Consider the following 22,749-nt stretch of genomic DNA (forward strand, 5'->3'; position numbering starts at 1 on the left):
ATATTTTGCAAAGATTTCAAGTAAATAATCTTACAAAATGCATCTGGCCAAGCCAGCGCTATATAAGCACTCGCTACAGGAAGGTTGATTACCATAACAGTCCATACCTTCCTCTAAGAACCAGCAGCCATCTACCAGCTGACAATCGCCACACCAGGGATAATTACCGACGATATTTTTCTTTTTAAGGTTGAAAACTTTGGAAAAGCCGGTGTATTCCTGGACTTCTTTTTGTCTAAGATTCACAAAAAGAGGATGTTTATAGGCCAGTTCTGCACAGGGGGCAATTTGGCCGTCAGCTCTTACGAAAAGTGCTTCTTCAAAAGGACAAAATCTCTTCTTTTCGTCAGCAAATACTTGTGGAAGTTCAACTGATATATTGAACTTGTCTCCCAGTTCTCTCGCTTTTTCCAGTAAATTTTTGGCCTTTTTGGCCCTGGCGATTTTCGCCCATCCTTTGACCAGGGCCTCAAGATTTAGGTGATATCCATCCAGGTGGTCAAGTATCTCTTGGTAAATCTTTTTAGCCTGAGGAGAAAGAGAGGTTATCCCTTGAAAGAGTTCCTTTGCTTCTTGAAATGTTTTTAAGAATTTCTGGCAGACATCTACGGTCTTTTCACTTAGTTCCAGATAGAGAGTCGCTTCAGCCATAAAAGAATCATACGGGACCAAATTGCTGGCAGATACATCTATCCCCCTTTCACCAGCCCAAGTTACCAGGGATAAAAAATCATTAACATTTTCTGTAGATAAAACAGTTGATAGCTTTACTGGGACGGTTTCTGCCAGTTTTTCTATGGTGTTTAATATTTCCTGAAAAACCAGGCCTCTGAATTTGCTTTTGCTTATGCTATCCACTGAAAAACCTAAAGAATCAACTTTTTGGGCAACGGTTTTTATCTTTGAGGTCAAAGTGCCGTTGGTAAGTAAAAATACTTTTCCTTTAGCTTTGGTCATATCAAGTAAGTCTTCTATCTGGGGATGCAGCAAAGGTTCACCAAAACCGTACAATACAAACTCTTGAACCGGATATTGCTCAAGTATTTTTTCAAAATTTTTAGGGCTTAAATGCTCAGGGATTATTTCCTGATATTTTTTGAGACAATAAGTACAGTTAAGATTACAAAGGCTGGTTACTTCTATCTGTATTTTTTTCATAATGCTTAACTATTCCTGCAAATTTTTCAGGGTCACAAAACTAAATTAAAGCTTAATTCTTAAAACAGGGTTATTATAATGGTTTAAAGCTTAAAAAAACAGGAGGCCTGAGGTGGACCAGATAAAAGATATTCTTTTTGCCTGGCAGAAAAGGAAAGGCCTTGAAGCTCTTGAAATATATGCTTACGAAGAACGCGGCCTGAAAATAGAAAAGAAAGACTGCCGTCTTGAAAATTTTCAACCTTACGAAGAACGTGGCCTAGCTGTAAGAGTTTTGCAGGACGGTGCGCTTGGCTTTGCCTTTACAACCTCTTTTTCTCCAGAAGATATTCTTGGCACAGCGCTTAAGGCCTACGAAATGGCTTCTGCTATGCCCAAAGATGACTATACCTTTCCCGTCCCTGAGGATTACCCCATTTTACCGCCGGTAAAAGAGTCTTTGATTTCTCCTGAAGAAGGGCTTGATATCCTTCAGCACATGGAAGAAAAAGCTTTTTCCTGTGATTCTCGCATAAAAAGGATTCAGGAGGTGGGCCTTAGCCATCGTCAAGGGAAAATTTATTTAGCTAACACCAACGGCCTTGAAGCCAGCTGGGATTACGGAGCTTTTTCCCTGGTAGCCGTGGTTATTGCCATGGCCGGCGATGAAGCCCAGATGGGCTGGGAATGGCAACTTTTCCCTCTACGAGAAAGAATAAGCCCAGAAGAGGTCGTCAGAAAAGCGGTTTATCGGGCTGTTAATAGACTTGGCGCCAAACCTCTTGCCTCTCAAAAAATTCCGGTTCTTTTGCCTCCTCACGTGGCGGTTGATTTTTTAGAACTACTTTCAGAATCATTTTTGGGCGAAAATTTGGTCAAAGGTAAATCAATTTTAAAGGATAAGATGGGCCAAAAGGTATTTCCTTCTTTTATAAACATAGTTGACAATGGCGTTCTGGTTGATGTCATTGGCACAAGGCCTTTTGATGACGAAGGTATAGCCCAAAGAGAAACCATTTTGGTAAAGGAAGGCCGAATAGAAAACTTCCTTTTTGATTCCTACTGGGGAAAAAAGGCCGGCTACTCTTCCACTGGTAATGCTAGAAGAGGTAGCTTTAAAAATCAACCTTCAGTAGGGCTTACCAATTTCTACCTTCAGCCAGGAGAAAAAACTCCCGAACAGCTTACGAACAAGTTGCCCCAATTCTTTGAGGTTTTGGAAGTTTTAGGTATGCACACCGCTGATTCTATCTCAGGAGAATTTTCTTTGGGTGTATCAGGTCTCCTTCACCATAAGGGAGAAACAATTCCTGTAAGCGGGATGGCAATATCAGGTGATATTTTTTCTCTTTTTGAAAAGATTGAAGCCCTGGGAAATGATTTGACTTTTTATGGCAATATTGGGAGCCCCAGTATTCTTACCGCAGAGCTTGACCTGGCCGGCAGCTAATATTCGCTAAATAAAAACTGCCGATAAAGTGCAATTTTAAGAGAAAATCTGAATAGGAATTGGTATTTAAAAAAAATTTTTTCTTTTCTAAGATGATAAAATCTCCAAGCCTGTGATATAGCATTGAAAAGTTCAATAAGGAGGGGCCGATGAAAGACTTAACCCAGATAAAAGTTAACGAAGTTATGAGCCGAACCCTAATAACCGTGGACATTGATACCACTTTTGAAGAGATAATTAAGACCTTTAACGAAAGCAAAGTACATGCCCTTATTGTGATAGGACCTGGCGGAGAATTTATGGGGGTGTTGAGCCATTCTGATGTTATTAAGGGTTTAAAAGAATATGGCCCCAAAATTTTTGACCTAGTCGCAGAAGACTTAATGTATCCCAAGCCTTATAGTATTGATCCTAATGCTAACCTTAAAGAAGCAGCAGCCATAATGATAAAAAATAAAGTTCATCGTTTACTAGTTATTTCTTCTCATTCTGGCAAATATATTCCGGTGGGAGTTCTTTCAGCCACAGATATAATAAGAGTGATTGCCGGGAGTTGACTTCTTTAAAAACCTGCGCTAAGCCTCGCCCAGGAAAATTATACTACCAGGAGGAATATTATGCCTGTAGAAAGGACTTTGAGTCTAATTAAACCCGACGGAGTAGCACGTAATCTTATTGGCGAAGTATTGAGTTTTTTTGAAAAGGGTGGTCTTAAAGTGGTGGCCATGAAGATGCTTCACCTAACAAAGGCCCAGGCTGAAGAGTTTTACATTGTTCATAAGGAGAGACCTTTTTACGAAGAACTTACCGAATACATGGCTTCTGGCCCTATCGTGGCCCTTGTTCTTGAGGGGGAAAACGCCATTGCCAGGTGCCGTGAAATCATGGGTGCCACAGACCCAGCTGAAGCTGCTGAAGGCACTATTCGCAAGACCTTTGCTTTAAGTAAAGGGGAAAACACGGTTCACGGTTCAGACAGTCCGGAATCAGCCGCCAGGGAAATAGCCTTTTTCTTCAGTGAACTTGAGATTTGCTCTCACTAATGACCGAAGAAGAAATCCTCTATTTTTTACAAAAAAACTATCCCGCAACGCGAAAAGAAGTCATCTCCGGCATAGGAGATGACTGTGCGGTTATCTCAAGGGGCTCCCTTTGGGAGCTCCTTACCACCGATACCATGGTAGAAGGTATCCACTTTGATTTTTCCTACTTTGACCCGTATTTTGTGGGAAGGAAACTTGCTGCTGTTAATCTTAGTGACATAGCGGCTATGGGAGGGGCCCCCTCTTATGCCCTTTTTAACTTGAGCTTGCCAGAAATTTCTGAAGAAGAACTCAAAGGCCTTTTAAACGGGCTTACCTCAAAGCTTGAGGCCTACGGGGCCGACCTAATTGGAGGAGACGTAACTCGCAATCCAGAACGCTGGCACCTAACTTTGACGCTGGTGGGAGAAGCACCTGCGGGAGTGGCTATTTTTCGCCAGGGGGCGAAAGCCGGAGACTTAATCTTTGTTTCGCGTCCTTTGGGGGCTTCAGCTGCGGCTCTTGAACTCTGGCAAAAGGGCCTTGAGCCCCCAGAGCCTATTAAATTGGCCCACCTTGATCCTGAACCAGAAATAGAACTCGGAAAGCTTTTGGCCCAAGAAAACCTTGCTTCAGCCATGATGGATATTTCAGATGGCCTGCTTCTTGACCTTGCAAGACTTTGCAGGGCAAACAACCTGGGAGCAGAAATTGAAGCCGAAAAAGTTCCGTTTTCTTTAGTCCTAAAGGACTTACCTTTGAAACAGGACCCTTTATTTTACGCCCTTTCCGGCGGAGAAGACTTTGCTTTGCTCTTCACCGTGCCTCACGACAGGGAAAAGTTCCTTCATTTGGCGCTTAAAGGACGCCAGGTGTTTAAAATTGGCCGCTTTATAGCAAAAGAAGGATTGTATTTGATAAAAGGCGGCCAAAAAAACAACGTTTCTCCTCAGGGCTTTGACCACTTCGCTAAGCGCGAGAGTTTCATTTCCACTTAAACGAAAAGGTTCAAAAATAATTTGTCTGTTACTCTTTAGGCCTTGACACCTAAAGTCTCGTGCCTATGGTTCAATTGTTTGAAAATTCTAACGAGGAGGCGAAAAATGCTTATCAAGAAAGGACATGCCGAGGCGCTCTTGAAATTGCTCTCCTTTGAAGAGGAAACCCAGTCTAAAGGCATGGAAATTTTAGAAGCCGACGAAGACCTTTACCTTGAACTGGAAATGCAGGCCCTGGTGCGCCAGTCTGCCCCTTTAAAAAGGGAACTTACCTACCTTGGTAAGGAACTGGCCCTTGTTCTTCACGACTTAATTAACCGCGAAAAACTTTCCTCTCCTGAAAAGTGGCCTGAAGGCTGGCGCTGGCTTGGCACAGAGATTGTGGCCATGCTTGAGGCGGCAGGTTTAGCCGGCCAGCTTGGGCCCCTGGCTATAGAGCCTTTACAGCAAAGAGGCTTGGCTGCTCCTATAAAAGACAAAGAAACCGGCAAAGAATACATAGGTTTAAGTGAGGCTGGAAAAAGAGTTTTTGAAATTTATCAGGCCCTTGAGCCAGAGCTTGAAATTTCCTCAGAGCTTGCCCAGGAAATTCGCAAGCTCCCAGCTGGCCCGGCCAGGGCTTCGCTCCTGACCACTGACACCCATACTAAGCATCTTCTTGAAGCCATGAGGCTTATTGCCTATAGTGTCCCTGCCTCAGATATTTATGCCTTTACCGCCCTGGGACAGGCCGTTAAAAAGGCCCTCACTTACGGTGGATTTGGTGAAGGAGATGTGCTCACCAGTGATATACTATGGGCTCTGGCAGATGTAGCTGACGAAAAAGAAGTGCCTGAAGCCACTCTCGCTATCCTCCAGAGCCTTGGCTACATAGACCAGAACAAAGAACTTTTGCCAGCAGGCTACTGGGCTTTAGAAGTGTTGCGTTTGTGGAAACGGGAAGTCACTCCTGATGCCTGGACTATAGCTATTGAAGAAGAAGAAATAGAAATTCTCCAGGCCATAGAACATCTATGGCAAAAGGCTCAAAACAACCCTGAAGAAGTACCCACCTTCAAAAACCTGCGGGCTGAGATGATTGACCGCAAAATAAAGCAATACAAAGAGATTCTGGCTCGTTATGGTCGAAAGATTGAAGAGATGCCTGAGAAGTATCAGCAAATTGCCAGCCAGTTTATGGAAGCTAAAGACCTGGCTCGCTGGTATGACGATAACTTTTCCCTGCGCCTAAGCCTTTATAGCCTTGAGTCTTTCAACTTGATCCATACCACCGAAGACCTGAAAGGAAGAGAGGTCTTTGAGCTTACAGATTTTGGCCGTAAAGTCTTAAAAGACCAGGAAGTTAAAGTGCGCGAGATTTCTTCAACGGCGGTTAAGGCAGTAACCATTACTCACCGTTCCTTTTCGGCTCCCAATGTAGAGTGGGTGGACGAAGCCTTAGAGGCAGGCCTTTTAGGGACAGGCGAGCCAACACGCTCTGGTTATCTTTACGGTGAACTGGCAGAAACTATTTTGAGAACTCCCCATCTCACCCGTTATGAAGCCGAAATTCTGGCTTCTATTCCGAGCCGTGGTATTAGTGTGGAAGAACTTTTTGACATGGTGGGCGAAGGCAAAAGGCGACGCTTTAAATGGGCCCTTGAAAAACTTGAGGCCCGTCACCTCATAAATGTTATGCCTGACGGAAACATCATTGAAACTGAAGCCGGGGAAATGATTGACCGAGCTGTTTCAGGGGTGCCCAAAAACTTTGGCCATCCTATCAACCCCTTGATTTACCGTGTGTTAAAGGCCTTATCTGAAGTGGGAACTCTTTTTGTTAAAGAAAAGCGCATCAGGATTTTGCCTAAAAACATAAAGGAAGCCATAAAGCGCAGCGGGCTTCCGGCCATCGTGTTTGACGAGGCCTTAAAAGCCGCTCGCCACGCCGGCTATGTGGGCAAAAATACTATTACCGAAGCGGGCTACTCGATTCTTCAAGCTGTTGATAAGATGAATCCACATGAGGAAGTAAAGGTCTTTTACGCCGGGGAGGAGGCTTAAATGAAGCTCTACCTTGTAGCCCATACGCCTATAGCTGCTCAGGAAACAGGCTTTCCCCGTGAAGGGGGAAAGCCCTTTTTTCCAGGTAGCCTTATCAGGACTTCTATAGAAGAAGCCCTATTTTTCTATGCCCTTGGTAAACACTCTGATTTTGCTGAGCTGGTACGCGTCTTTCTAATGGCTGGAAACTTTGACAAAATCTCTTCTGTAAAAGACTTCTTGCTTGATAGATTGTGTGAGCGCTATCTGGAACTGCAGGAATTAGTGTTGCCAGAAAAAATCTGGCTAGAAGAAATTACCATCCGCCTGGTGCAAACTATAGAGGTTTCAAGCGGCCGAATAATTAAAAAGAAAGAACATCAGGTTTTTGTTGGCGTGGCCGAGTTTGAAGCCGAAATTCCGCAGGTGATAAAATATGCCGGGCTTAGCTATTGTGAAGGTTTAGCTCGGGCAGAACTTAGGCATTTCCGGGAAACAATGCCCAAACTTGTGCCTTTTTATGAGGACTTAACCAACCGCCTGCGCCAGTTCCATATTCCTTTAAGAACGGGGTATTGGACTGATGACCCTTTTGGTGGTCTGCTTCTGGCCTACTGGCGGGTGAAAGAAGTGCGAGAGGTTATTAAACGCCGCTTAAAAAGAGACCCTCTTCCTGAAACCATTCTTTATTCTCCCAAAGATAAAGCTACTTTTGGCTGGGTAGAGATAACAGAAAGCTTATAGACATACGGGCGGCCAAGGCCGCCCTAATTTTTATTCCCCTGCAAATTCCTGTTCAGCAAGCTTATTTTAATTTTGCTGTCCGTAGAAAAATGTAGAGACCTTTGCAAAATATTTTCCCTAGACTGCTTCGCCTGTCCCGAGCGAAGCGAAGGATCTCCTCGCAGTGACAGGGAGAGGAGTCATTGCGAGCCATGAAGAGGTGAAACAATCTCTTCCCTTAAAATATAAAAACTAATGTTTTAGATTTTTACAAAGGTCACAATGTAATCTTGCACTTAATTGAGAAACTTTTTATGTTTAAAAAAGATAAAAGTTTAGGGGTAAAAAATGGCCGAAATCATCTCCATTAAAGATAAAAAACGCATAAAAAAGGGGCGCAGCAAGCGCCTTAAAGCACTTAAAGAAGAACTTCTTAGGGTTCATGGTATAGACCTTGACCGCCTTATGGCTAAGGAGCCGGCCATTGGCCTTACCATGGATGAATTTCACGAACTGCTAGATCAGCTTTTAGAAGTAATTGACACCTTTTATGAAGAACATCCTCACGTGGCTGTAGAGGATATACTCTATGTCCTTGAAAATCTAAAAGAAATAATCAGGGATACGGGAGACTAAGTAAATCGCTTTTTCCATTCGTCTAGGTAGTTAGTTAATACTTTCCAGGCCTGGGCCAAAACTTCCTCAGGGTTAGCTGAAGCGTCTATGATTTCGTGTCTGAAATATTTAAGGTTTTCTTCATAAAGAGAAGCCACTCTAGATAAGAACTCTTCTGTTTCAAATACTTCTGGTTTATAGAGTTTCCTTTGGTTCACTCTTTTCAAAGCTTCTTTTACTGGAACGCGAAAATAGAGAATTAAATCTGGCACAGGAGCCCAGGTTTCATTGGCTTTTTTAAGTTCTTTTACATCAAGTTCACATGCTCCCTGGTAGGCCATGGTAGAAAGATAATAACGGTCACAGAGAATAATTTGTTTTTCCTGTAATTTGGGTATCAAAAATTTTTGAGCATGTTCCCGACGGTCTCGCAAAAATAATTCAGCCATGGCCTGAGGAGAAATTTTTGAACCAGCCGCTAGATGTTCTCTGATTTTTTGCCCCCACTCTCCAGAAGTAGGTTCCCTGGTTACATAAACTTTTTCGCCTTTTTCTTCCAATTTTTTAGCAAGACCCTCTATAATAGTGCTTTTACCTGCACCATCCAAACCCTCAATGGCTATCAAAAGTCCCTGCCGATAAAACTCTACGGCTACCCGGTCAACTAAATAGTCCCGGCTTTCAGGGGTTACTTCGGCAAAAATAGCATCGTCTCTCTTAAAAAGTTCTTCCACAAAGGGAATTAATCCATATCCTACAGTAGCTAACACAGGAGACTTAGAATCAAGCACCTTGAGCACGGCTTCCTGAAAAGATTTGGAAAAAAGTTCCATTTTGCCTATTTCATCAATAATAACTATTTCGTCGTCTTTTATTTCAGAAATGGTAGGTACTGCCAATTTTTCAAAAAGTTCTACATAGACTTTATACTTTCCTACCTGGGGATAGCCCTTTCCCCTTTTGGCTAACCAGGCTTCTTTGCCATCTAAGGTAACAATTTTAAAGCCTATACGGCGGCCTTTTTCACGCACTTCGCGGGTATAAAACCCTCTCTTTGGATAAGGAATTTTATTGACAAGGCGTTCCACCAGAGTTGTTTTCCCGCTTCCTGGAAGTCCGTGAAGTAAGACATTCTTTCTGCTGTGAAGAGGTAAAAGCATTGGCCACCTCCTATCCTGCCCCCTTGGTGAGAGAATAACATTTTTTCAACGGTTTTGACGATAACAATACATAAGTAGCTCCCAGCCCACCATCACATTGCCTGGCCGTACAAAAACCTATAATGTACTTACGATACGGTCCTTTTTTAAGCCATTCATGCACTTTTGTTTTTAAAACAGGTTCTTTAGGGGAAGAAAGCCCTCTACCATGAATAATAAGCACACAGTGGTCTCCCCGCACTAAAGATTCCTTGATAAATTCTTCCAGAGCGGCCAGGGCTTCGGGGACTAAAAGTCTTCTAAGGTTCAAAGTCCGAGATATAGATATTTTGCCTTCATGCAAAGCATCAAAGATTTCTTTTTGAAAACCTCTTACTAGTTCTTCTACGTATTCTGATGTTTCCCTGATTCTAATTTTGAGTATTTCTCTTGCGGAAATTTTTTCTTCTTCAGAAAAAAATCTGGGAGGTTTATAGGAGGGTTTCCAAAATATTTTTTCCCTATCAGGGAGTTTTTTTATGCCATTCATAACTTCTTCAAAATTTATGTCCTCTGAAGAATCTGGAGCAACCCGCTCGGCAGGGAGATATTCTTTTCTAAGCTTTTGGGATAAAGACTGGAAGGGACAATTTAAAGCCTTTTTATCTTCCATAAAATAATGATAACGCAGCTTCTTTATCTTTGCCAAAAGCATTTTTTTATCCTTTCTGATGGCTAAACTTTCAATACTATCACTGCAAGGAGCCGGAAAATACGAGTATCTTCTCCCTAATCGGTAATAGGGAGGCCTGCAGGGACAACGAAACAATCTTATCCCAGGCTACCGCCCGTGACAGAGATTGCTTCGCTTCGCTCGTAATGACGAGGAGGGGAACGTAGCTCGCAATGCCATCTTTACCTGTCACTGCGAGGAGCCTTTTCTACATTGTCACTGCGAGGAGACCGGGACAGGCGAAGCAGTCTCAGGGATTATCAGATTACTCCGCTTGCATGACAGAGAGGGCTTGTGATGACAAAAGTGATGACAAAGAAGAGGCCCGCTAATCCAAAAGTATCATCCAGGCTCCCCTCTTAATACTAAGTATTAAAATTAAATAGCATTAATGGCTTTCAGTTAGCATTTCCTGAATGACGCGTAATAATTGGGAGAAAGAATAAGGCTTGGAAATAAAAGTGATTCCCTGGAGTTTACCATTCACTGGAACAGAGCTTTCAGGATATCCAGATGTTAGGATAATTTTTATATTTGGATAGCTGGTTTTGATTTTTTGGACTAGGGCCTCTCCACCCATTTTAGGCATTATCAAATCTGTTATAACTAAGTCTATCTTTGTCTTTAAGATGATATTTAAAGCCTCAAGACCATCCTGTGCAGCTACTGCCTGATAACCCGTACTTTTAAGTAGTTCTATAATAGGTTCTTTAACTAGAGGGTCATCTTCTACCACTAATATTGACCAGTTTTTTGTTTTTTCTTTTATAGAAGTTCGGTTTTCCTGGGTATGTGGACTTTGGGTAGTGGACTTTTCAGCTATAGGCAAAAGAATCCTGAATGTTGTTCCTTTTCCTTCTTCAGTATAGACAGAAATGTGACCCTGATATTGCTTCACTAAAGAATAAACCATAGCCAGGCCAAGTCCTGTTCCCTTACCTGGTGGTTTGGTGGTGAAAAATGGTTCAAAGATATAGGGCAGGTATTTTTGGGGAATTCCAGGCCCTGAATCAGAGATACTTAAAATAGCGTAAGTTTTGCCTTTTAATTTTAGCTTGTTAAGAAAATAAGAGTCAAACTCTTTTTGCTCTAAAGTAATTTGTATTTTTCCCCCTTCGGGTAAGACATCTTTGGCGTTTATCAATAAATTCATTATTATCTGTTGTAAGTGTGTTTCATCTATTTTTACCCAGATGTCATCTGCAATATCCGTCTCTAGTTCTATGTTTTCGCCTACCAGGCGTTGCCAAAAATCTTGCATTTCATGTAAAAATTGAGAGAGATTTAATTTGGACGTTTTTTGTGGCTGTTTACCACTAAAAGTCAAAAGTTTTTGGGTTATATTACCCGTACGCTCCAGCACAAGCCTTATATTTTCAGCAATGTGTTCTACTTTTTCAGGATTATTTTTATTAATAGCTAATAGTTCTACATAATTTTTGAGGGAGGTTATAAGGTTATTGAAATCATGGGCAAGCCCACCTGCCAAACGGCCAACAGCTTCCATCTTTTGGGCCTGAATTAACTGTTCAGAAAGTTTTTTTTCTTCGGTAATGTCCCGCGCAATATTAAAAATAATGTTTCCGGCTTCAGCTAAATCAACAAGAAAACAGGTACTTCGGAGCAATTTATGATTGCCACTTTTAGTAAGCCATAAAAATTCTATTTCGTCTTTCTCTTCCCCTTTACAGACTCTATGGCAACATTCCTGGGCTTTTTTACGTTCTTCAGGAAGAATAAAGTCAAATACTTTTCTCCCTATTATTTCCCCTAAATCATAGCCCAGCACTTTAGTAAAGCTTTCATTGGCTAAGATAATTTCACCGGTTTGAGGATCTATAGCCGTAATAATAAAGGGAGCCTTTTTCCATATGGCTTCAAATAAGCGCCGGTTTCTTTCTGCTTCTTTTTGGGCGGCGATCTTCCCGTGAATGTCAAGCACAATGGTAAGCATGGCTTTTTGATGGGTAGAAGGTGACACTGGTATGCTCACCACTCCATACCAGCGATTATCTAAAGGGCTCATTTTTTCCCAGCTAATAGCTTTATTTTCTTTCAAAACTTTTTCCAAAGGGCAATCTGGGCAGGGACTTTCCAGCTTATGAAAGGCTTTATAACAAAGATGCCCCACTGGATTATAGCCAGTGCGTTTTATTAGCTTTTTGTTAGAAAATAAAACTTTATGTGAAGGGTCCACAATAGTTATGAACCCCGGAAAAAATTTCAGAATTTCTTGAAATATATCGCTTTTATTAAAAGTATTTTGTTTCATGGATATCACCTTAAAGATTTTTCGGACTTTATAGATAAACCCTTTAAAAAGGCCATGGTTTAGGAACAAAATATTTTTCAAACAAAGAAAGGGCGTAACGGTCGGTCATTCCGGCTATAAAATCACAAATTTTTTGGTGAATAGAAGTTTCTTCATCATAAATAGAACTTTTTTCCCAGGGGAGCCCGTTTTCCAGAAAGTAAAAATAAAGTTCTTTTAAGAATTTTTTGGCCTTTAACATTTCGCCATAAACGCAAGGGGCTTCATAAACCCTTGCAAAAAGAAAATCTCTGAGTCTATCCATAGCCTCAATGACTGTTTCTTCAATGTGGAGCTCGCCGTCATCGGCTTTCAAGGTGGAAAAAATTAAACTTTTTACCATGGTATTTATTCTTTCTGAGTGTCTGTGCCCAAGAACTTTCAGGCATTCCTTGGGTATATCGCTTTCTTTAATGACGTTGCCTCGCAAAGCGTCATCTAAATCGTGGTTAAGGTAAGCAATAATGTCAGCTACCCTTACCAGTTGACCTTCAAGAGTAGCTGCCAGCTGGGCCTTATCTTTTGGTAATATCGGCCCTTTACCTTTAGAATGTTTTAAAATGCCATCTCTCACTTCCCAGGTAAGGTTTAATCCCTTTCCCTCTTTTTCCAGGAAATCAACCACTCGTAAGCTTTGTTCATAATGGCGAAAACCTGCAGGATTAAGTTCATTTAGCACAGCTTCTCCAGCGTGGCCAAAAGGAGTATGCCCCAGGTCATGCCCTAAAGCTATGGCTTCCGTCAAATCTTCATTAAGACGCAGGGCTCTTGCCATGGTGCGAGCTATCTGGGCCACTTCAAGGGTATGGGTAAGTCTCGTGCGATAATGGTCTCCCCCTGGCGAAAGAAAGACTTGGGTTTTGTGTTTTAGCCTCCTGAAGGCCTTGGCGTGAACAATGCGGTCTCTGTCTCTCTGAAAAGCGGTGCGAACTGGACATTCTTTTTCTGGCCTTTGGCGTCCCCTTGTTTTTGCCGATTTTGCCGCTAAAGGTGAAAGGACTTTTTCTTCAATTTGTTCAAGTTCCTTGCGCAAATTCATGTTCACCATATTAACATGGCATCGCCGTAAGAGAAAAAACGGTATTTTCGGGAGATAGCCTCATTATAGGCCTTTTTAATAAGATCAAGCCCGGCAAAAGCCGCTACCAAAACCAGAAGACTGGACTTAGGCAGGTGAAAATTGGTTATGAGGTGATCTACCACTTTAAATTCAAAGCCAGGATAAATGTAAAGATCGCACCAGCCAGAAACTGGCTCAACCTTTCCTGTTTGGCAGGCCGCAAATTCAAGAGCCCTCATGGTAGTTGTGCCTACGGCAAAAAGGCCATGGCCAGCCTTACGGCTAAGATTAATAATTTCTGCCACTTCAGGAGAAATTTCCACGTATTCTTCATGGATCTGGTGCTTTCTGATATCCCTGGTTTTTATAGGAGCAAAGGTCCCATAGCCTACATGGAGAGTTATGGAAAGGATTTTAACTCCTTTTTCTTTTAAACGTCTGAGCAGTTCATTGGTAAAATGAAAACCCGCGGTAGGTGCAGCTACAGAACCGGGCTTCTTGGCGTAAACAGTTTGATAGCGGAAAAGGTCTTCAATTTCAGGAGACCTCTTAATATAAGGAGGAAGAGGAACTTTGCCTATTTCATGAATAAGGACCAGCGGGTCGTCCGGACTTTCAAAAGAGAGAAGGACCTTCCCTTCGCCTAAATTTTCAAGAACTCTGGCTACAAGGCCCTTATCAAAGCGAATAATTGTCCCTGGGCGAATCCTTTTTCCCCTATAAAGGGCTGGAACAGGCTTTTCTTTTTCCGGCAGTCTTAACAGTAAGATTTCTACCTGACCGCCGGTTTCTTTATGGCCGTAAATCCTTGCTGGAAAAACTTTGGTATCATTTATAACCAGAAGATCTCCCCTTTCAAAATATTGTTCAATTTCTGAGAATTTTTCGTGGTGAACTATCTTTTGTTTACGCCTGTCAAGGACGAGTAAACGGCTTTCTTCGCGTTTTTGGCTGGGATATTGGGCTATTAGTTCTTGAGGAAGGGGGTAGGTATATGTTTCAAGATCATAAATTGAAGGAATAACTTCTTCGCTCATACTAACAATTCGTTGAAAAGCTTTCGGTTTTCTTCACAAATTTTAGATATTTTTTCATCAAGGCCTCCCCCTAAGTATTCCTCACAGAGCTTCAATTCTTCTAAAGAATATTCTTTTTCTTCTCCAGGTTTATCTAAAAGTAGAATAAGCAGTTGTTCAAGACGCCTGAGAAAAAGGTAATTATCTTTTAGTTTTTGCGCCAAAAGTTGGCTAATAAGACCAACTTTATCCATAAAATCAATGCTTTCAAGAATAGAAGAACCCCATAAAGCCTGATATTGGCTTATATTCTTTAAAGAAAGCCAGAGGGCGATGAATTCAATATCAGCCAGGCCACCTGGACTTACTTTAGGGTTGAATTTGCCCGGTGTGGTTCTTTCTTTTTCCATCTTTAAACGCATATTTCTGATTTTTGCCACTTCTTCAGGGCCTAAATTAAAAGACGCCAGTATATTTGCCAATTTTTCCAGGAGAAGATCACCTGCCTCTAAATTTCCAACAAGAGGTCTCAAACGCACCAAGGCCAGCTTCTCCCAAAGATCAGAATCTTCTTGGTGATATTTTAAAAAGCCTTCAAGGGTGATAACTAAGGGCCCTTTGCGGCCTTCTGGCCTTAAGCGGGTATCAACTTCATATCCCGGGCCTTCAGGCAGTGGTGTAGTTAAATAGTGAATAAAACGCTGGGCAAGTTTGGTGGCCGGAACCAGTTCCTCTTCTGAAGGGGTAATGAATACCATGTCAAGGTCAGAGCGATAACCAAGTTCTTTTCCTCCAAGCTTCCCCAGCCCCAAGATAACAAGCTGGTCAGGGTGATATGGCTTGGTAGAAGAGGCTATTTTATAGGTTTCAAAGATTATATTATCAGCCAGAGATGATAGACGTGCAGGAACATCTTGAAAAGATATCTTTTGTTTTAAATCTAAAAAGGCAACGCGAAAAATTTCTTCATTTTTGGCCATACGTAAAAGCCCCAGTGCTTCCTCAAGCTGCATGCCTGGGGCTATAGAAGGGGGAACAAAAGCTGTTTCTAGCTCAAAAAGGGCTTCTGCTGCTCCAGGAGCTTCCATTAAAAGGTGCTGTAAAAAGGCACTCTTTTTAAAAATATCTAATAAATCTACTATTTTTTCCGGATCGTGTTTTAAAGCGTGATAAAAAGAAAGACGTCCTCCCAGGCGTTCAAAAAAACTCAAAAATCTGGCCAAAGTTTCTGGCTCAAATTTAGCAGAAACAATCTTTTCAAGGACGGTTTTAAAAATGTCTTTAAGCAGGGGAGCACGGCGAGAAGCCAATGGCCCTTTGGCCTCAAGCATATTTCTAAGGTCTTCTAAAAGATGAGAAGGAAGGTTCAATTCACTGGCAAGTTCCTTAGAAGGTATTTCTCCTTCTAGAAATAAATCCAATTTTTCTGAGAGGTTTGTCTTTTTGGTATTTTCTGGTTCAAGTAAAGAGCTAAAAATCTCTTCGGTTTGGTGGCGAATATTATTTAAGTCGGAAAGAAAGTCCTGGTGGGCTTTTTCTCCGGTATATCCCAGGCTTTTAGCCAGGCGCTTAAGGGCAATTTCTTCTCCAGGCAAAGTATAAGTTTGACGAAAATGAACCGTTTGGATTCTATGTTCTACCTGACGCAAAAAGATGTAGGCTTTCTTTAAAAAAGAGGCTTCATCTTCAGGTAATATTTTATATTTAGCTAGAAAATTTAAAGCCCAGAGGGTATGGCGGGTACGAAGATAGGGGTGTTTGCCGCCAAAAATCATTTGTAGAGTTTGACAGAAAAATTCTACCGAGCGAATCCCTCCTGGACCTATTTTTATGTTTTTTTCCGCTCCCTTTTTACGGGCTTCTTTTTCAATGCGGGCCTTTAAGTCTTTTATATGTTCCAGGTAAGCAAAATCCAAAAATGGGGGATAAATAACCGGCTTAAGAATTTTTAGGAAGGATTTACCTAACTTAATATTGCCAGCCACAGGCCGGGCTTTAACCAGAGCCAACCTCTCAAAAGGATGGGCATTATAAAAGTAATAATTGACCCCTGCTCTAGCAGAGTAAACCAGCTCGCCATCTTTCCCACCGGGACGCAGCCCCAGATCTACCCGGAAAACACGATCACCCTCAAGAAGGGTGTCCATTATGCGGGTAATTTCGCGCGCCAGAGCAATAAAGCGCTCCTTCCGGGATAATGGACCATGAAAAAAATAAATTATGTCAATATCGGAACTGTAGTTTAGTTCCCTCGCTCCAAATTTTCCCATGCCAAGGATAAAAAACTTTTGGCGAAATTCTTCAGGGAAAGACGTCTCAGTTAGCCAGTAAAGGGAGGCTTTGAGAGTGGCTTCAGCTAGGGCCGTTATAGAAAAAACAGTCTTTCTAAAGTCTCTGCCAGCCAAATCATGGGCCAGAATTTTGATTGCTTCTTCTTGTTTAATCTTTCTGAGGGTTAAAGCAAAGTCTTTCCAATGGGTTAAGGATGTTGTTTTTTTAACTATTTCTCGAAAAAGGCATTGGCTTCCTTTAGGGCTTGGAAAGGGGAATAAAGTGAAAAGGTCAAGAACTTCTCTTCGCCTTAAAAGGATATTGGTGGCGTAAGGAGAAAAGCCAAGCAAATTATTGAGGAGAAGATAGTTTTCTTCAGGAAGACTTTTCCAGGGAAAAGTCTTGTGGGCCTCTTTTAGCCTTTCTATATTAAAAGAGGCCCACTCCTCATCAGGCACCTCTAAACACTTAAGTTTAGCCTGCACCGTAACTATGAAGGCCTGCTAGCAAGAAATTGACCCCGAAGTAAGTAAAAAGAACTGAAGCAAAGCCTATAATGGAAAGAAACGCAATGCGTTTACCACTCCAGCCACGCATAAGGCGGGCATGAATAGCAGCTGCGTATACAAACCAGGTAATAAGTGACCAGGTTTCTTTAGGATCCCAGCTCCAGTAACTCCCCCAGGCTTGTTCTGCCCATACCGCTCCGGTTATGATGCCAACGGTTAGCCAGAAGAAGCCAAAAAGAATGGTTTTATAAATAAGGTCATCAATAGTTCTAAGGTCTGGTAAATGAGACCAGATGCCTTTTTTTGTTTGGGCTTTAGAACGCAAGAGATACATTATCCCCAGGGCACAAGCTACGGTAAAAGCAGCATAGCCTAAAAAGCAGGTGATAACATGAACTGTTAACCAGTTACTTTGGAGGGCAGGGATAAGAGGTTGAATTTCCTGATTAGTAGAAAAAGAGGCATAAGCCATGCTTAAAAAGGCAAAGGGCATTACAAAGGTACCAATTACGCGAGATTTGAACTTGAATTCCATAAATAAGTAAACTGCAACGATAGACCAGCCGAAAAATATAAGAGACTCATATAAATTAGTAAGGGGGATGCGGCCATAGCCCAGCTGATACGATTCCCACCAGCGCAAGAAAAAACCGGCTGTATGAAGGAGCAAACCAGAGGCGGCGGTAAAGGTGCCAGCTACACCAAATTTTGGCCAGCGGAAAATCCAGTTAAAAAGATAAAAAATGCCCGCTGTCAGATAAAGGAAGGTTGTGATACTCAAAAGGAGGGAACTACTCATATACACCTCGCTTCTATACAAAACTTTAATTTAGAATTAATCTAAAAATTAAAGGGTGGCAAGTATGGCTTCAAAAATTTTACTAGTTAACGATGAACCAGTTCAACGCTTTCGCCTGGCATCAACTCTTAAAAAAGCCGGCTATTTTGTAGAGCAGGCTGGAGACGGCCTGGAGGCCATTGACTTGCTATCTTCTGGACTTTCACCTGATTTAATTATTACTGACCTTTATATGCCCAGGGTTGATGGCTGGGGCCTTTGTCGATTTTTATGGGAAAACGGCCATAATGTGCCAGTACTTATAATTTCTTCGTTTTTTATTCCAGAAGAAATAGATGAGATAATTAAAGCCTTAGGGGTGGCCGGATTTTTATCTTATCCTTGCACCAAAGAAAAACTTCTTGCCACTATAGAAGAAATTTTAAAGGCCCCTAAAATAGAAAAAGCGTATCGTGTTCTATTATTGGTTAATAATAATTCCTTTGAAAAAGAGAGGATAGAGTTATTAAAAAGAGCCGGGCTTATAGTAAATGCCCAGGAGAAGTTAAAAGAGTGTATTGAAATCCTTAAAAGAGAAAAATTTCAAGCTGCTTTTATTTCTCCGGAAGTGTCCCCTGATGAAGTGTTTATACTGAAGCAAGCTGCACCAGAACTTTCTATTATTGTTTTTCCCCCTGAGGCCAACAAAGATACTGACCCTTTTTCTTACGTTATAAAAGGGGCTCGCTGGGTGTTACCTCCAAATACAGGGCCGGAATATATTCGCTTCTTATTAGAGAGGGAAATAAAAGAAAAGGCCCTTCTTTTAGGCCAGAAACTTCTAAACCAAAAAACCAGAGAACTTGAAAAGGTAAGTGAAGAACTGGTCCGTGTTCAAAATGTTCTGCAGCTAATTGTGGAACAATCTACCGATATAGGATTAGTAATTACTAATGAAAATATAGAGCCGTTTTTTATCAATCCTAGGGCAGAAGAAATTTTTTCTCTGGTACAATCTGAAAGTTTCTGTTCTTTTCTTAAGTATTTACTGGGAAATTTTAGTGTTGAGGAAATTATTAAAGTGGTAAATCAAGAAGGACTTTTTCAATGTGAAGTCAAAATTTCAGGAAAAGAAACTATTATATCTTTAAAAGTCCGTTCTTTTTTTGCCAAAGAAAAAAACAAACTCTTAGGCTATGTTTTTGCAATAGAAGACCTCACTGAAGAAAGAAAGTTCCAGGAACGCTTGATACAAATGCAAAAAATGGAGGCTATAGCCACTTTAGCCGCAGGAATTGCCCACGATTTCAACAACATATTAGCCGCTATCAGACTGAAAGCTGAACTGATAGCAGGAAATACAGTTTCCTTTGAGCTAAAAAATATAGAAGATATCCTGGCTCTTTGTGATCGTGCCGCTCAGGTAGTTAATCAAATGATCACCCTGGCTAATCCGGAAGATAAAGAAAAAACTGAAATTTCAGACTTGAATCAGCAAACCAAAGAGGCCTTGTCTTTCATCCAGGAAACTATTCCCAAAGGGATAAAAGTGCAAATTAATTTAAATGAGTCAAGACTTTTTGTTCCTTTATCTAAAGTTCAATTGACTCAGATCATCATGAATCTATGTCTTAATGCTATTCAGGCAATGGAGGAAACTGGGACCCTTTCGCTAAGAACTTTTAAAGTTGAGCTATCTGAGCCCCCTGAAGGCTATATTCCTGGAGGAAATAAGGAAATACACGGAATTTATGCCTGTTTAGAGGTTAAAGATACGGGTTCTGGCATTCCCCAAGAACATCTAAGGCGAATTTTTGACCCATATTTTTCTACTAAAAATCCTGAAACCGGTACAGGTTTGGGGTTGGCTGTTACCAAAAAAATTGTAGAAAAGGCCAAAGGGTTTATCCTTGTTCGTACCAAACTTCATAAGGGTTCTACTTTCAGGATTTATCTTCCTCTTGTTGACCCTCCAGACCAGATAAGAAGTGATATCAGAAAAGATTTGAGGTTCAAGCTTAGCTCACCTAAAGTAATGATTGTAGAAGATGAAAAAGCTATCGCCGAAGTGGTCGCAAAATATCTTATAGAAAAGGGTTGTAAAGTGGAATGTTATTTTTCAGGGAAAGAAGCTATTTCCAGACTTGAGAAAGAGGCCTTCCCTGATGCTATTTTATTAGATTGGAATCTATCAGGAATATCAGGAAAAGAATTTATCCAAACTATTAAAAAAGCCGGGAAAGATATTCCCATAATAGTCACCACCGGTTATATGTCTGAAGAAGACCGGGCATTTTTAAAGGCAATGGGCATTGAGACGGTTTTATATAAGCCTTTTCATTTAGAGGAAATTCCTTCTAATTTGGCCGTTATAATGAAAAACTAGGAGATAGTAGATGAATCTCAAAGAATTAATTCTAAAGTGCCGAAGTTATCGCCGCTTTGATGAAAATTATACCGTTAAAAAAGAAGACTTGCTAGAGCTAATAGAACTGGCCAGGTTAGCTGCTTCAGCTGGAAATTTGCAACCACTTAAATACATTATTTCCTGTAATAAAGAGATGAACCAAAGAATTTTCCCCTGTCTGCGCTGGGTTGCTTATCTTAAAGATTGGCCAGGCCCAGCCAAAGGCGAACGCCCGACCGCGTATATAATTGTTCTGGGAGATAAAGATATTACCCAGATATTTGGAGTTGACGCTGGCCTTGCTACCCAGAACATACTTTTAGGTGCAGTGGAAAAGGGCCTCGGAGGCTGTATCCTTGGCTCAATAGACCGTGAAACTTTAAGGAAAATCTTTAACTTACCTGTGCGTTTTGAAATATTACACGTAATAGCCCTGGGGAAACCAGCAGAAAAGGTAGTCATTGAAAATATCCCCCCTGAAGGAGATATCAAATATTTTCGCGATACCACGGGGGTTCATCACGTCCCTAAAAGGCCTCTTGAAGAATTAATTGTAGATATTTACTGTTAGCTGGCCTTGCGTTAGATATTCCCACCATGGATTTGGGAATATTTCTACAATTTGTGGTGGCCGGCCTTTCGGCAGGTTCCATCTACGCCTTAATAGCCCTTGGTTTTGGCGTTATCAATAATGCTACGGGTATTGTCAACTTTGCTCAGGGTGATTTTGCGGTTATAGCTGCCTTTTTGGCCTACACCCTTTTGGTTAGCTTGGGCTGGCCTTACTGGCTAGCTTTCTCAGCTGGGGTGTTACTAGCCTCAATGGTTGGATTTTTTCTATGGCGTTTTGTATTGAGCTACGCTAAGTCTAAAGAAATAATCTTTCTGGTTTTTATAACCGTTGGTTTTTCTATATTTCTCCATGGTATTATTAAAGAAGTATGGGGGAAAAGGCCCATCACCTTACCCCCTTTAAACTATGGCTACGTTAAACTTGGTAATCTAAATTTTGAGGTTCAAACTTTTTGGGTAATTGCTGCTACTCTTTCGGCCTTTTTAGTTCTCCACCTATTTTTCAAATATACCCTCTGGGGTAAAGCCATTCGGGCGGTAGCTGCTGACACTAGAGCAGCTGCCCTTATGGGCATACGTGTCTCTAGAGTTATTGCCGGTTCTTTTGCCCTTGCTGGAGCGCTGGGTGGACTTGCAGGCCTTCTGGTGGCTCCCCTCTGGCCGCTTTCTTTTGAAAGCGGTGTTTATATTGGCTTGAAAGGCTTTGCCGCAGCTGTTTTAGGTGGATACGGTAGTTTCGCAGGAGCCTTGCTGGGAGGGCTCCTTTTAGGCCTGCTTGAAGGGATAGGAGGATATTTTGCTTCTTCTTTTAAAAATATCATAGCTTACGGCATATTATTTCTAGTATTACTTTTCAGGCCCCAAGGGATTTTGGGTAATAACCAGGAAGAACGGTTATGAGGCCTTTTTTATTAGTTTGTGTAATAATTTTAGGGCTGCCCCTGTTAGTTAAAAATCCTTATTATTTAAATGTTCTGGCCTTTATAGGTCTTTATTTTTTAGTAGCTCTGGGGTTAACTCTCTTCATAGGTTTTGCTGGCCAAATTTCATTAGGGCATGGGGCTTTTTACGCCATAGGGGCGTATGGCTCAGCCCTGGGAAATTTTTATCTTGGTTTACCTCCTTTAGCTGGAACATTACTGGCTATTCTGATAACCAGCGTGCTAGCTGGTATCCTGGGGCGCTTTGTTCTTCGCCTCAAAGGCCATTATCTGGTAATGGCAACCCTTGCTTTAAATTTGATTATTTATATTCTGCTTTGTGAGGCAGAGTCTATTACTGGAGGAATTTCAGGGCTTCCTGGCATACCCCCGTATTGTTTGGGAACTTTTTGTTTCATCACAGACCAGGCCAATTATTATTTGATATGGGGCATTGCCTTGACCATATTCTTTTTTGTCTTGCGTCTTCTGAAAGGCCGGGTAGGTAGAGAATTAAAAGCCATCAAATCTAGCGAAGCCGCTGCCAGGGCTTTGGGCATACCTGTTTTGCGCTACAAAGTGTGGTCTTTCGTATTTAGTGCCGCTTTGACGGCTCTAGCTGGCGCCCTTTATGCCCATTATCTTTCTTTCATAAGCCCCAAAACCTTTGACATTTTCTATTCTGTAGAAGTGGTAACCGTCGTTTTAGTGGGGGGAATGGGTAATCCCTGGGGAGCATTGCTGGGAGCCGCTTTTTTGACCCCTTTGCCTCAAGTTCTTTCTTTTTTTGAAGAATTAAAAGACATTTTTTACGGGCTAAGCCTGATGTTAATTCTTTTATTCTGCCCTGAAGGCCTCATTTCTCTTATCAGGAAACCGTTCGGTAAACTTTGGTTCCGAAAGTCGTCAGGGCCGGGTAAAGTAATTTCGTAATTACTGGATTACAAAAATAGATGACAATTTTGGCTGTCACCGTAAGCCCCTTCTTTTGGTCGCTGTAAACCTTTTCTTTATCCTGACTTTGACACTTTTTACCTCATTTAAACCTTGAATCCCTTGATTTCC

The 22,749-nt window shown here is 41.5% G+C and carries 19 protein-coding genes; 11 read left to right on the forward strand and 8 right to left on the reverse strand.

Translation table 11 applies throughout. From position 1 onward, the window contains the following. Nucleotides 1-30 precede the first annotated feature (30 nt). Nucleotides 31-1,158 carry a radical SAM protein gene (locus tag TH606_RS02655; RefSeq protein WP_068541154.1) on the reverse strand — a complete coding sequence of 376 codons (1,128 nt, stop codon included), beginning with the start codon at nucleotides 1,156-1,158 and terminating at the stop codon, nucleotides 31-33. A gap of 112 nt (nucleotides 1,159-1,270) precedes the next feature. Between TH606_RS02655 and TH606_RS02660 the strand changes: the two genes are divergently transcribed. The 7 genes from TH606_RS02660 (at nucleotide 1,271) to TH606_RS02690 (ending at nucleotide 7,988) form a co-directional block, all read left to right on the forward strand. Next, nucleotides 1,271-2,587 (forward strand): TldD/PmbA family protein, encoded by a 1,317-nt coding sequence (locus tag TH606_RS02660; protein ID WP_068541155.1) that lies wholly within the window; start codon nucleotides 1,271-1,273, stop codon nucleotides 2,585-2,587. Nucleotides 2,588-2,736: 149 nt separating this feature from the next. After that, entirely contained in the window at nucleotides 2,737-3,144 is a 408-nt protein-coding gene (locus tag TH606_RS02665) for a CBS domain-containing protein (protein WP_068541156.1), read from the forward strand. A gap of 60 nt (nucleotides 3,145-3,204) precedes the next feature. Next, nucleotides 3,205-3,630, forward strand: a complete 426-nt coding sequence (gene ndk, locus TH606_RS02670; protein WP_068541157.1) for a nucleoside-diphosphate kinase — start codon at nucleotides 3,205-3,207, stop codon at nucleotides 3,628-3,630. Further along, nucleotides 3,630-4,607 (forward strand): thiamine-phosphate kinase, encoded by a 978-nt coding sequence (gene thiL / locus TH606_RS02675; protein WP_068541158.1) that lies wholly within the window; start codon nucleotides 3,630-3,632, stop codon nucleotides 4,605-4,607. The genes ndk and thiL overlap by 1 nt, the downstream gene beginning before the upstream one ends. 105 nt (nucleotides 4,608-4,712) lie before the next feature. Beyond that, nucleotides 4,713-6,650, forward strand: a complete 1,938-nt coding sequence (locus TH606_RS02680) for a DUF505 domain-containing protein (protein ID WP_068541159.1) — start codon at nucleotides 4,713-4,715, stop codon at nucleotides 6,648-6,650. Continuing rightward, nucleotides 6,651-7,373: a hypothetical protein gene (locus tag TH606_RS02685; RefSeq protein ID WP_068541160.1), complete on the forward strand. Its 723-nt coding sequence runs from the start codon at nucleotides 6,651-6,653 to the stop codon at nucleotides 7,371-7,373. It begins immediately after the preceding gene. Between the two features lie 327 nt (nucleotides 7,374-7,700). Beyond that, nucleotides 7,701-7,988 carry a hypothetical protein gene (locus TH606_RS02690; RefSeq protein WP_068541161.1) on the forward strand — a complete coding sequence of 96 codons (288 nt, stop codon included), beginning with the start codon at nucleotides 7,701-7,703 and terminating at the stop codon, nucleotides 7,986-7,988. On the opposite strand, the gene TH606_RS11305 is transcribed toward TH606_RS02690, so the two are convergent. The 7 genes from TH606_RS11305 to ccsB all read right to left on the reverse strand — a co-directional run bounded on the left by TH606_RS11305 (nucleotide 7,985) and on the right by ccsB (nucleotide 17,805). Next, entirely contained in the window at nucleotides 7,985-9,127 is a 1,143-nt protein-coding gene (locus TH606_RS11305) for an NTPase (RefSeq protein WP_082863478.1), read from the reverse strand. The genes TH606_RS02690 and TH606_RS11305 overlap by 4 nt on opposite strands. A 10-nt stretch (nucleotides 9,128-9,137) precedes the next feature. Then, nucleotides 9,138-9,821, reverse strand: a complete 684-nt coding sequence (locus TH606_RS02700) for a Smr/MutS family protein (protein WP_068541162.1) — start codon at nucleotides 9,819-9,821, stop codon at nucleotides 9,138-9,140. 406 nt (nucleotides 9,822-10,227) lie between these two features. Then, a complete protein-coding gene (locus tag TH606_RS02705) occupies nucleotides 10,228-12,111 on the reverse strand; it encodes a hybrid sensor histidine kinase/response regulator (protein ID WP_157627845.1) in 1,884 nt (627 codons plus the stop codon). Between the two features lie 43 nt (nucleotides 12,112-12,154). Then, complete coding sequence (locus tag TH606_RS02710) at nucleotides 12,155-13,189, reverse strand: deoxyguanosinetriphosphate triphosphohydrolase (RefSeq protein ID WP_068541164.1); 1,035 nt, start codon at nucleotides 13,187-13,189, stop codon at nucleotides 12,155-12,157. Nucleotides 13,190-13,191: 2 nt separating this feature from the next. Next, nucleotides 13,192-14,247 carry a tRNA preQ1(34) S-adenosylmethionine ribosyltransferase-isomerase QueA gene (gene queA / locus TH606_RS02715; RefSeq protein WP_068541165.1) on the reverse strand — a complete coding sequence of 352 codons (1,056 nt, stop codon included), beginning with the start codon at nucleotides 14,245-14,247 and terminating at the stop codon, nucleotides 13,192-13,194. Continuing rightward, complete coding sequence (locus TH606_RS02720) at nucleotides 14,244-16,982, reverse strand: [protein-PII] uridylyltransferase family protein (protein ID WP_068541166.1); 2,739 nt, start codon at nucleotides 16,980-16,982, stop codon at nucleotides 14,244-14,246. The genes queA and TH606_RS02720 overlap by 4 nt, the downstream gene beginning before the upstream one ends. Beyond that, the gene (gene ccsB / locus TH606_RS02725; protein WP_068541167.1) at nucleotides 16,972-17,805 is read right to left on the reverse strand and encodes a c-type cytochrome biogenesis protein CcsB; all 834 of its coding nucleotides are present in this window, start codon (nucleotides 17,803-17,805) and stop codon (nucleotides 16,972-16,974) included. Before ccsB ends, TH606_RS02720 begins: the two co-directional genes overlap by 11 nt. A gap of 64 nt (nucleotides 17,806-17,869) precedes the next feature. On the opposite strand from ccsB, the gene TH606_RS02730 reads away from it, so the two are divergent. The 4 genes from TH606_RS02730 to TH606_RS02745 are packed head-to-tail and all read left to right on the forward strand — an operon-like array spanning nucleotide 17,870 to nucleotide 22,617. Further along, entirely contained in the window at nucleotides 17,870-20,170 is a 2,301-nt protein-coding gene (locus TH606_RS02730; protein ID WP_068541168.1) for a response regulator, read from the forward strand. A gap of 10 nt (nucleotides 20,171-20,180) precedes the next feature. Continuing rightward, on the forward strand, nucleotides 20,181-20,762 hold the full coding sequence (locus TH606_RS02735) for a nitroreductase family protein (RefSeq protein ID WP_068541169.1): 582 nt from the start codon (nucleotides 20,181-20,183) through the stop codon (nucleotides 20,760-20,762). Nucleotides 20,763-20,788: 26 nt separating this feature from the next. After that, nucleotides 20,789-21,664, forward strand: a complete 876-nt coding sequence (locus TH606_RS02740; RefSeq protein ID WP_068541170.1) for a branched-chain amino acid ABC transporter permease — start codon at nucleotides 20,789-20,791, stop codon at nucleotides 21,662-21,664. Further along, a complete protein-coding gene (locus TH606_RS02745; protein WP_068541171.1) occupies nucleotides 21,661-22,617 on the forward strand; it encodes a branched-chain amino acid ABC transporter permease in 957 nt (318 codons plus the stop codon). Before TH606_RS02740 ends, TH606_RS02745 begins: the two co-directional genes overlap by 4 nt. Nucleotides 22,618-22,749 lie beyond the last annotated feature (132 nt).

The organism is Thermodesulfatator autotrophicus (assembly GCF_001642325.1).
Lineage (GTDB): Bacteria > Desulfobacterota > Thermodesulfobacteria > Thermodesulfobacteriales > Thermodesulfatatoraceae > Thermodesulfatator > Thermodesulfatator autotrophicus.

Excerpts from the sequence above, each read along its gene's own strand:
- TH606_RS02655 (WP_068541154.1), bottom strand. The coding sequence starts at position 1,158 with ATGAAAAAAATACAGATAGAAGTAACCAGCCTTTGTAATCTTAACTGT.
- TH606_RS02665 (WP_068541156.1), top strand. The coding sequence starts at position 2,737 with ATGAAAGACTTAACCCAGATAAAAGTTAACGAAGTTATGAGCCGAACC.
- ndk (WP_068541157.1), top strand. The coding sequence starts at position 3,205 with ATGCCTGTAGAAAGGACTTTGAGTCTAATTAAACCCGACGGAGTAGCA.
- thiL (WP_068541158.1), top strand. The coding sequence starts at position 3,630 with ATGACCGAAGAAGAAATCCTCTATTTTTTACAAAAAAACTATCCCGCA.
- TH606_RS02680 (WP_068541159.1), top strand. The coding sequence starts at position 4,713 with ATGCTTATCAAGAAAGGACATGCCGAGGCGCTCTTGAAATTGCTCTCC.
- TH606_RS02685 (WP_068541160.1), top strand. The coding sequence starts at position 6,651 with ATGAAGCTCTACCTTGTAGCCCATACGCCTATAGCTGCTCAGGAAACA.
- TH606_RS02690 (WP_068541161.1), top strand. The coding sequence starts at position 7,701 with ATGGCCGAAATCATCTCCATTAAAGATAAAAAACGCATAAAAAAGGGG.
- TH606_RS11305 (WP_082863478.1), bottom strand. The coding sequence starts at position 9,127 with ATGCTTTTACCTCTTCACAGCAGAAAGAATGTCTTACTTCACGGACTT.
- TH606_RS02700 (WP_068541162.1), bottom strand. The coding sequence starts at position 9,821 with ATGCTTTTGGCAAAGATAAAGAAGCTGCGTTATCATTATTTTATGGAA.
- TH606_RS02705 (WP_157627845.1), bottom strand. The coding sequence starts at position 12,111 with ATGAAACAAAATACTTTTAATAAAAGCGATATATTTCAAGAAATTCTG.
- TH606_RS02710 (WP_068541164.1), bottom strand. The coding sequence starts at position 13,189 with ATGAATTTGCGCAAGGAACTTGAACAAATTGAAGAAAAAGTCCTTTCA.
- queA (WP_068541165.1), bottom strand. The coding sequence starts at position 14,247 with ATGAGCGAAGAAGTTATTCCTTCAATTTATGATCTTGAAACATATACC.
- ccsB (WP_068541167.1), bottom strand. The coding sequence starts at position 17,805 with ATGAGTAGTTCCCTCCTTTTGAGTATCACAACCTTCCTTTATCTGACA.
- TH606_RS02730 (WP_068541168.1), top strand. The coding sequence starts at position 17,870 with ATGGCTTCAAAAATTTTACTAGTTAACGATGAACCAGTTCAACGCTTT.
- TH606_RS02735 (WP_068541169.1), top strand. The coding sequence starts at position 20,181 with ATGAATCTCAAAGAATTAATTCTAAAGTGCCGAAGTTATCGCCGCTTT.
- TH606_RS02740 (WP_068541170.1), top strand. The coding sequence starts at position 20,789 with ATGGATTTGGGAATATTTCTACAATTTGTGGTGGCCGGCCTTTCGGCA.
- TH606_RS02745 (WP_068541171.1), top strand. The coding sequence starts at position 21,661 with ATGAGGCCTTTTTTATTAGTTTGTGTAATAATTTTAGGGCTGCCCCTG.